The sequence below is a fragment of the Thermogemmatispora sp. genome (genome assembly GCF_019683635.1).
GTDB lineage: Bacteria > Chloroflexota > Ktedonobacteria > Ktedonobacterales > Ktedonobacteraceae > Thermogemmatispora.
Map to the genome: position 1 here is coordinate 1 of NZ_JADGIA010000221.1, position 8082 is coordinate 8082.

Annotated in this window: 7 protein-coding genes; all 7 read left to right on the top strand. The window is 62.1% G+C overall.

What is annotated here, in order from left to right; translation table 11 throughout:
• Nucleotides 1–485 (top strand): FAD-dependent oxidoreductase (locus IRZ31_RS18345; RefSeq protein ID WP_297156316.1); only part of this gene is annotated, 485 nt, incomplete at its 5' end.
• A 266-nt stretch (nt 486–751) separates the two neighbouring features.
• Nucleotides 752–982: a hypothetical protein gene (locus IRZ31_RS18350; protein ID WP_069801374.1), complete on the top strand. Its 231-nt coding sequence runs from the start codon at nt 752–754 to the stop codon at nt 980–982.
• Nucleotides 983–1021: 39 nt separating this feature from the next.
• The gene (locus IRZ31_RS18355; protein WP_297156319.1) at nt 1022–1492 is read left to right on the top strand and encodes a GNAT family N-acetyltransferase; all 471 of its coding nucleotides are present in this window, start codon (nt 1022–1024) and stop codon (nt 1490–1492) included.
• A 356-nt stretch (nt 1493–1848) separates the two neighbouring features.
• On the top strand, nt 1849–3504 hold the full coding sequence (locus tag IRZ31_RS18360) for a glycosyltransferase 87 family protein (RefSeq protein ID WP_297156321.1): 1656 nt from the start codon (nt 1849–1851) through the stop codon (nt 3502–3504).
• A gap of 155 nt (nt 3505–3659) precedes the next feature.
• Nucleotides 3660–6011, top strand: a complete 2352-nt coding sequence (locus tag IRZ31_RS18365) for a tetratricopeptide repeat protein (protein ID WP_297156323.1) — start codon at nt 3660–3662, stop codon at nt 6009–6011.
• A complete protein-coding gene (locus tag IRZ31_RS18370) occupies nt 6008–7378 on the top strand; it encodes a class I SAM-dependent RNA methyltransferase (protein ID WP_297156325.1) in 1371 nt (456 codons plus the stop codon). Before IRZ31_RS18365 ends, IRZ31_RS18370 begins: the two co-directional genes overlap by 4 nt.
• Nucleotides 7375–8082, top strand: a 708-nt coding sequence (locus IRZ31_RS18375; RefSeq protein ID WP_297156327.1) for a Maf family protein, incomplete at its 3' end; no start/stop codon positions are given. The genes IRZ31_RS18370 and IRZ31_RS18375, both read left to right, overlap by 4 nt.

An 8082-nucleotide genomic window follows, 5' to 3' on the forward strand; every position in this document is an offset into this window, starting at 1 on the left:
GCCGTGCTCGCTACCGTCCCCTGCTGTCCCTCGCTCTGGCCTGGCCACGGGAGGCGCTCCCACCCACCCCTTACTATGCCCTGGTCAATAGCGATAAAGCTCACCCTATCTCCTGGCTAGCACGCGAGGAGGAAAAAAGTCCCGAACGGGTCCCTCCCGCCTGGACGCTGCTGATCGTTCAGCTCGCGCCTGACTACAGCCGGGCGCACTGGTCATGGGATAAGCAGGCCCTGGCTGCAGCAACGACAACCCTGGTCTCGGCTCTGCTCGGACAGCACCTGCCAGCTCCACACTTCTACGATGTCCAGCGCTGGCCCCTGGCCCTTCCTGAACCAGGAACATTGCTGGATGTTGAAGCCCTGCACAGAGTGAGCGCCCCCTATGGGCTGTTCTTCAGCGGCGATGCTTTCACAGGCGGACGAGTGCACCTGGCCCTGGCGCAGGGCCAAGAGAGCGCTTTACGCCTCTTGGCCAGCCGTCGTTAGCTCCCTCTCTCTCTCAGCTCAGACCCACCCGGTAGCGCGAGCGGCTGGCAGTCCGCTGGACGGATATGCTACAATACTAGCGAGTATTTGCCGCTGGCTGGCGGCGGACCCGCCCACTCCGAGACGGCCCAGATCAGGTGCACCAGCCACGAGGCCGCCCAGAGTGAGATGCGTTTTTTTCATGCTCCAGTCGGCTCCTGCAGCACAAGGGGAATGCCAGGCAGCGGCAAGCAGCCAGCTGACCAGTACGTAAGGACCGTGAGGCTATGAGCAAGACTATTCTCAGCACGGTGTTGCTGTTTCTCGTATTTGCGGCGTTTCTGTGGTGGGGGCTTTGGCAATTGGCGAATCGCACCAGCACCGAAGATGTCATTTACGCCTTGATGCTCCTGGGGTGCGCAGGCTATGCTCTGGTTTCTATTTTGCTGCTGCCACGCAAGAAGACAGAAGACGAGCGAGAACGGCAGAGCAGAAAGGCCAGGCATGCCCAACGCTAGTCGCGCCGCGAGAGCAACTCTAGTGTTCATCGGTCACCTATGGTAGAGGAGCGCGCCACCCCCCTTGTGATTCGCCTGGCCTGTGCGGAGGATATCCAGAGCATCGAATACCTGGATCGCTTCGGCACCTCGCCCACGCGCAATATTCATCGTGAGCTGGAGAAGTATTTCGGCTCGGTCGATCCCTCTACGCACGAACGCGGCTTGATTTTTCTTGGGGAGCTGGAGGGACGAGCCGTGGCTAAGGCAGAGCTGATGTTGCCGCCCGCCGATGGCAGCGAAGGGAGCCGCACCGGCTATATCCGCCGGGTGGTGGTGCTGCCGGAATATCGACAGCGGGGCTTCGCCCGCCGCCTGCTCCAGTATATCATTGACTTTGCTCGCCAAGAGGAGCAACTGGAGGCGCTGGACCTGCACGTTTGGGAGGAGAACAGGCCCGCAATTCGCCTCTATGAGTCCCTGGGCTTCCAGCTGCAGCACCGCGAGCTATATTATCGCCTTTCCCTCTAGCCCAGCGGTGGCCCTTCGCCACCTGCTTCCCTTTCTTTGCTTGCTCGCTTGCTTACTAACCTCCAGATCTCTGCAAGACGAAGCGGCCTCCCCAGCCTCACGCCAATTTGTGACGCCCGGCTCTTCCTCTTCGTTGTAAGACTCAGGCTGGGGAAACATCTGAGAAAGCCCTGCCCCGCCCGTTCTCTGGCCGTCCTGATTCCACTGGCTCGCTTGCCTGGCCAGTGCAGCAGGCGCGAGAACAGACTAGGCCGTCTCCCACAGGTTCCCGGTGCCGGTTGGGTAGTGGTCCTGTCATACGCACGAGTATACAACAGGCTTGCCTTACATCAGTATCAGGAGGGAAGTGGAACGCTATGGTGCAGCCATCCCTACTGCCCCCGTCCCTGGAGGCGTGCGAGCAGCAGGCCACGCAGGCCACCACCACAGCCAAACGCAGCTGGTTACGGTTCTTCTTTAGTGAGGATCAAAGCCCCGACAACTACATGGTCCGCGCCCTGCAGGAGCGCGCTGTCTGGATCGGCATCGCCCTGATCCTGCAAGCGCTCAACGAGATCGATCACCGTTTCTACATGCCCTACCTGCTCCCCTACGGCTCGCTCATTCCTTTGGGGTTGATTCTGGGCAGCTTCGCCGCCATGCTGATGGCTCTGCGCCCCTTGCCGCGGCGGCCACAGCCGCGGACCTTGAGTCAACCTTTTCCACGCCGCTGGCAGCGCATCGCTCTCATCCTTATCCTGTTGACAAGCGTGGCAGGCGTAATAGAGCTAGGTCGTGGGGTGGTGATGTGCTTCCTCCCTCCCGAATTCTCCAACGATGGCACAACCCTGGACACCAACGCCGCTGCACTCCTGCTCGCGGGGCGCAATCCCTATAGCGATTCGAACTTTGTGAGTATTGCGCGCACCTTTGCGATCCAGCCCGAGTGGACCACCCCTTTGCGCCAGGGCCGCTTTGCTAACCGCCTGGACTATCCTTCGGATGCTGAGCTGGCCGCTGCTTTCGCGGCAGCTCTCAAAACCGGCCAGGCTCCTGAGTTCGAGGGCAAGGTGAGCTATCCCGCGCTCTCTTTCCTGACCCTTGTTCCCTTTGTGCTACTTCATTCTCCTTTACGCGATGTGAATGTGCTCCCTCTGTATTTGCTGAGCTATCTGCTGATCATGGCAATTGGCTGGCGCGTGGCTCGCCAGGAGCTGCGCCCCTGGGTTTTGCTTCTCAGTCTGGCCAATGTCCCCATGTGGGCCTCAACAACAGGGGCGAATCTCGATATTTTGTGCTGTCTGCTACTGCTGCTCGCCTGGCTGCTGCGCGAGCGCGGCTGGCTCTCGGCACTTTTGCTGGGACTGGCCATCGCTACAAAGCAACCAGCCTGGTTCTCGACGCCTTTCTATCTGATTATGGCCTGGCGCCTTTATCAGCCGCGGGAGGCACTGCGCCGCCTGGGGATTGCTGCTTTGACGGCCCTGGTGGTGAATCTCCCGTTTATTGTCTGGAACCCCGGAGCCTTCGTCTCCGGCGTGCTGGCCCCTCTCAACGATCCAATGTTTCCACTCGGGGTCGGGATTATTAATCTGAGCGCCACGCACCTGATCCCCTATCTCCCTGAAAAGGTCTACCTGGCTCTTGAGCTGGCGGCTATGGTGGCCTCACTGGTCTGGTACTGGCAGATCTGCCGCACACGGCCAGAGGCGGCCTTCTTTTTGGCTGTGGTGCCGCTCTTCTTCGCCTGGCGCAGCCTCTCATCTTACTTCTACTGCGCGGCCTTTCCACTCTTTGTGCTGCAGATAGCTCGCCAGCGACAAAAGGCGACCGCACCCGGGCGCGAGCAGCACCCCTCCCAGCGTCCTGGCTCCGGGGAGCCGTTCCCTGGACTGGTCGAGCAGCGACCTCTACCAGCTCTGAGCGGACGGGCAGCCTTGCAGCCAGCGGGGGCAGGGCTGTTGTCGAGCCTGCCGGGGGTTGATTCATTCCCAGCTTTGCCATTGCAGCGACAGTCACGATGGTCAGGCTAGCTCAGTTGCGACGTTGCTCTCTGGGGGCGGCGCCGGGTCAGCCTGCCTGGCTGCCAGTAGATGAGGTCTCGACGCCTCATGCCCGGACGTGATACAATCCTCCCAACAGAGACAGAGGTATGTCGCTGCGAGGGGAGGAGCAGAATACTACTCATATGGCACGTAAGAAAGAAATTGCCAGCCCGGTCTCTGCGGAGGACCAGTCTCGTCTCCAGAGCCTGCTCGCACAGGTCCCTGATCTGGCCAGGCAGCTCCGCAGCAGTCAGAGTCAACAGGAGGCGGAGACTGCTCTGGCGCCTATTACTTCCGCTCCCACGAGCGTCCAGCTTGCTTTCACGCGAGAGCTGGCGCAGGGATCGCCGGGACCCGCCATAAGGGAGCAGTCCCCGGAGTCACAAACACTGCAGACGCTTTCCTCTGCAGGAGGGCCTCGCTGGAGTGCCCAGGACGCTGCCGATCTCTTGCAGGCTCTTTATCATTACAACCCCGAGAAGGAGTGTCGCAAGGAGGCCAGGCGCTCGCTGATTCGCCTGGAAGGAGCCCGCATTTATCCTCAATGGCAGCCACCACGCGAACAGCCGACAGCCTTTCAGAGCCGTCCCCCACGCTTCTGGAAAGGGCTGCTGTCAGAGACACGCGAGCGGGGTGAGGTCCAGCTCTTCCTTTGCTGGGAAGATGGCTACGACTATGACGAGGCCCGCCTGATCGTGCTCGCGCTGGATTTCTGGCAGCAGGGAGTACGCGACTGTATCGTCGAGCACGCGAGCAAACGCCGCATTGAGGCCCGCCTTAGCGAGCTGATGAGCCATCTGGAGGAGGCGCGCTTTAGCGAGTGTACACTGGCCGAGGGCCGCCGCTTGCTGGAAGAGGCGTTGGGGGTGAGCCGCTGGCGCGGGCAGGAACTGCCGGAAAGCTATCGCTATCACCTGCCGCTGATCCGCCAGCTGGTCCTGGAGGCCCCCGAGGCTGAGGCCGGCCAGGATCGCGGTCTGACCTTCATTCAGCCAGACCTGGACCCGGAAGAGCTGGTTCTCACCTTTATCGGCGCCTGGTCGCTGGGAGACTTCGGGCTGGCCTATGATTTGCTGACACCACAGAGTCCTTTGCGCGAGGGGTTAAGCCGCGAGGAGTGGGTTGAGCGCCGCCGCGCCTGGGCCAACGAGGCGCATCCTGCCCGCCTGACGGTCAGCTTCGTGACCGAAAGCGAGCAGCCACAAAGCGGCCTCTGGCTGCCCGGCAGCACACTCTCCAGCCGCGGCCCCCGCAAGCTAGTCGAGATCGGCTGGTCATTGGAGCTGAGTGAGACGCCCCTGAGCGGCACCTTGCCAGAGATGGCAATGGGAACAGCGGTAAATAAGGAAACAGGCCGACACTGGTTCTGGACGAGCTATACGCTGCTACGCCAGGATGAGGCCTGGCGCATTCACTCGATGACCGATGAGGGCGCCCGCGCTCAGGGCCTACCGCTTCCAGAGCTGCAACAGCGCATTAAGGAGCACGATGATCGCGTCCGCGAGATTTCAATGCAACAGCGCGAAGCTTTGCTGAAGAGCATTTCGCTGTTGGACCGTCCTGATCCGCAGGTACTGCTCGAAGAGATCACACGCCGCCTGACGCAGGCTATGCACTATGAAGATGCGCTGATGGTGCGCCTTCCACTCGACCAGCAGATTGTCGAGAATGCTTATAACCATGCCGCCGCTCTCCGCAACGGTGAGCGCGGGATGGTCTACCTGGAGCGTCTAGCCCAGCGCTTTCCAGGTCGCCGCGCCGATGCCTTGCGCGAGCTGGCAATGACCGAGGATAGTCTGGCGACCCTTTTGGAGCAGCAGGGCTTAAAGGAGCGGAGCCGCCGCTTCGATGAGCTGGCCGAGCAGCATATGCAGGAGTCGCTGGCTCTGCGTCCGACGGCCCTGGGCTACGCGCTTCTGGCGCAGATGAAGCTGCAGCATACAGCAGCCCCGCTGCCTCCGCCAGAGGCCCTGCAGGAGGCAGAGCAGTTGCTGGCGCAGGCTCGGGCACTCAATCCTAATCGGGCAGAGGAGACCATTATCGAGGCAACGCTGGGAACGATTGCCAGTGCACGCGGCAACCAGCCACAAGCTTTGCAGCATTATGAGCGGGCTGCCGCGCTCAGCCCCGATTACCCCGGTATCTGGCTGGCTTTGAGCCATACCCAGCGCGCCCTCGATCGAAGGGCGGAGGCTCGCGAGAGCCTGCGGAGCGCTCTCCGCTATAATCCTGCCGATCTGCAAGCCTATAGCGAGCTGGTGGACCTGGCTGTCGAGGAACAGCAGTTTGGAGAGGCGCGCGCCGTGCTGGAGGAGGGCTTGAAACAGCTCCCCCAGTCGGCTCATCTGCGCGCGCTATTGGCGATGGTTCTGGCCGAGCAAGGCGATCTGCGCCAGGCCCAGCGCTTTTTAGAAGAGGCTGAGCAGATCGATCAGCGCCTGCCCAGTGTGCAGGCTGCACGCGAGATTTTGAACGAGCGCAGGAAACAGCGATGATGGAGGTAGAGCGTTCGCTGACCTACCATACGGTGACCCTGGGGCCACTGACGCGCTCCGGCCTGGCTCAGGCGGAGATTCCTGACGAGCAAGCGAGCGGGACAGGCGAGGCGCCCACCAGTCGGTCCCGGGTCGTGGAGGTGCCCGCCGGTCTTCCGGGCGAGCGTGTGACGATCGCTATCGAGAAACCAGCGCCGTCTGCCCGTCGGCGGCGTGCTCGCCGGCAGGCCCCCCCGCGCGTCTGGATCAGCGCTATTCACGAAGCCTCTCCTCTGCGGGTGCCCGCTCCCTGTCCGGTCTTCGGCACCTGTGGCGGCTGCCAGTTACAGCATATGCGCTACGATGCTCAGCTGGCCTGGAAGCGCGAGGTGGTCGTGTCTTTGCTGAGCGAGATTGGCGGCTTCGATGCCCTGGAGCTGCGCGAGATTGTGCGCGCCACAGAGCCATGCGATGTACCCTGGCACTATCGCAATCACATGCGCTTTTCGGTCAATCGCGAGGGTCAGCCTGGGTTGACTGCCCGCGGCAGCCATCGCGTGCTGCCGCTTAGCTCCTGCCCCATCGCCCATGAGCGGATCAATACTGTTCTGGGAGTATTGGCTCGTCACGTTAATCCGCGCCCCCAGGTTTTGGTACGCTGTGGTGCTGCCACGGGCCAGGTGCTCATGCAGCCAGCCCCAGCGCCGGCGGTTGCTGAGGAGCTGAGCCAGGCCGGTATTGAGGTACACACCCAGGCTATTGAGGAGCGCCTGGCGGGCGAGACCTTCCGCATTCGTCCCAGCTCGTTCTTCCAGACCAACACGGCCCAGGCAGAGAAGATGGCACGCCTGGTTATTGAGGGTCTACTCCAGGAGAGGGCCGCTGTCAGCGTCGGCGCCTCTTCCCTTGGGCAGAGCCAGGCGTTGCCTGCGCCCGCCGCGTCTGAGCGCCGACCAGTCCTGGCCGACGCCTACTGTGGCGTGGGCACTTTCGCGCTGCTTTTGGCACGCTACGCCGCCAGAGTCTACGCCATCGAGGAATCGCCAAGCGCTATTGAAGATGCTCAGTGGAACCTGCGTCATGTTAACAATGTTGAGATCTTGAAAGGTAAGGTGGAGCACCTCTTGCCCACATTGGCCGGTCAACTCGATGGCCTGGTGCTTGACCCGCCGCGCGCCGGTTGTCAGGAGGCGGTCCTGGAGGCGCTGCTACAGCATCCCGTGACGAGGATCGTCTATGTCTCCTGCGATCCATCGACGCTAGCCCGCGATTTGCAGGTCCTCTGTCGGCGTCAGACCACCTACCGGTTGCTCTCGGTCCAGCCGCTGGATATGTTCCCTCAGACCAGTCACATTGAATGCATTGCAATTCTGGAGAGGCAGGCATGAACAACAAGAGGACTAGTGAAGGGAACGGGGGTAGCCAGCGGCTACCAGTCTTGTTGCTGGCATCGGCTTCGCCACGCCGGCGTCAGCTGATAGCGCAGCTGGGCCTGCCTTTCAAGGTGGCAGTGTCCCCTCTCGACGAAGAGGAGCTTGAGGCGCGCTACGATGGTCCTGCTGAGGAGTTAGGGCGCTGGCTGGCCGAGCGTAAGGCAGAAGCCGCGCTGGCCCTGCCCGAGGCTGCTGGCTGCCTCGTAGTGACCGCCGATACCACGGTCATCCTCGATGGAATCTCTCAGGGGAAGCCTCGCGATGCTGCACACGCCCGAGCTATCTTGCGCCGGCTGCGCGGACGCTGGCACCAGGTCATTACAGGTGTGGCCGTTGCCTTTCCGATGAGCGGAGACGAGGCCAGCGCGTCAGGTACTTACAAGGGCCAGAAGCCGGCCCTGATCAGGAGCGGTCAGTGTGTGACGCCGGTCCTGATGCGCGCCTACAGCGATGAGGAGATCGAGGCCTATATTGCCAGCGGCGACCCGCTCGATAAGGCTGGCGCCTATGGCATTCAGAACCCCGACTTTCAGCTGCCTGAACGCATCGCCGGCTGCTACCTCAACGTCGTGGGCTTCCCGCTCTGCACTCTGAGCGCACTCCTGGAGGCAGGCGGCTTCACTCTGCCAGCGCCAGCGCAGTCTTGGCCAGGCGGCTTC

Coding starts and splice junctions, on each gene's coding strand:
- IRZ31_RS18370 (WP_297156325.1), top strand. CDS start 6,008: ATGATGGAGGTAGAGCGTTCGCTGACCTACCATACGGTGACCCTGGGG.
- IRZ31_RS18360 (WP_297156321.1), top strand. CDS start 1,849: ATGGTGCAGCCATCCCTACTGCCCCCGTCCCTGGAGGCGTGCGAGCAG.
- IRZ31_RS18355 (WP_297156319.1), top strand. CDS start 1,022: ATGGTAGAGGAGCGCGCCACCCCCCTTGTGATTCGCCTGGCCTGTGCG.
- IRZ31_RS18365 (WP_297156323.1), top strand. CDS start 3,660: ATGGCACGTAAGAAAGAAATTGCCAGCCCGGTCTCTGCGGAGGACCAG.
- IRZ31_RS18350 (WP_069801374.1), top strand. CDS start 752: ATGAGCAAGACTATTCTCAGCACGGTGTTGCTGTTTCTCGTATTTGCG.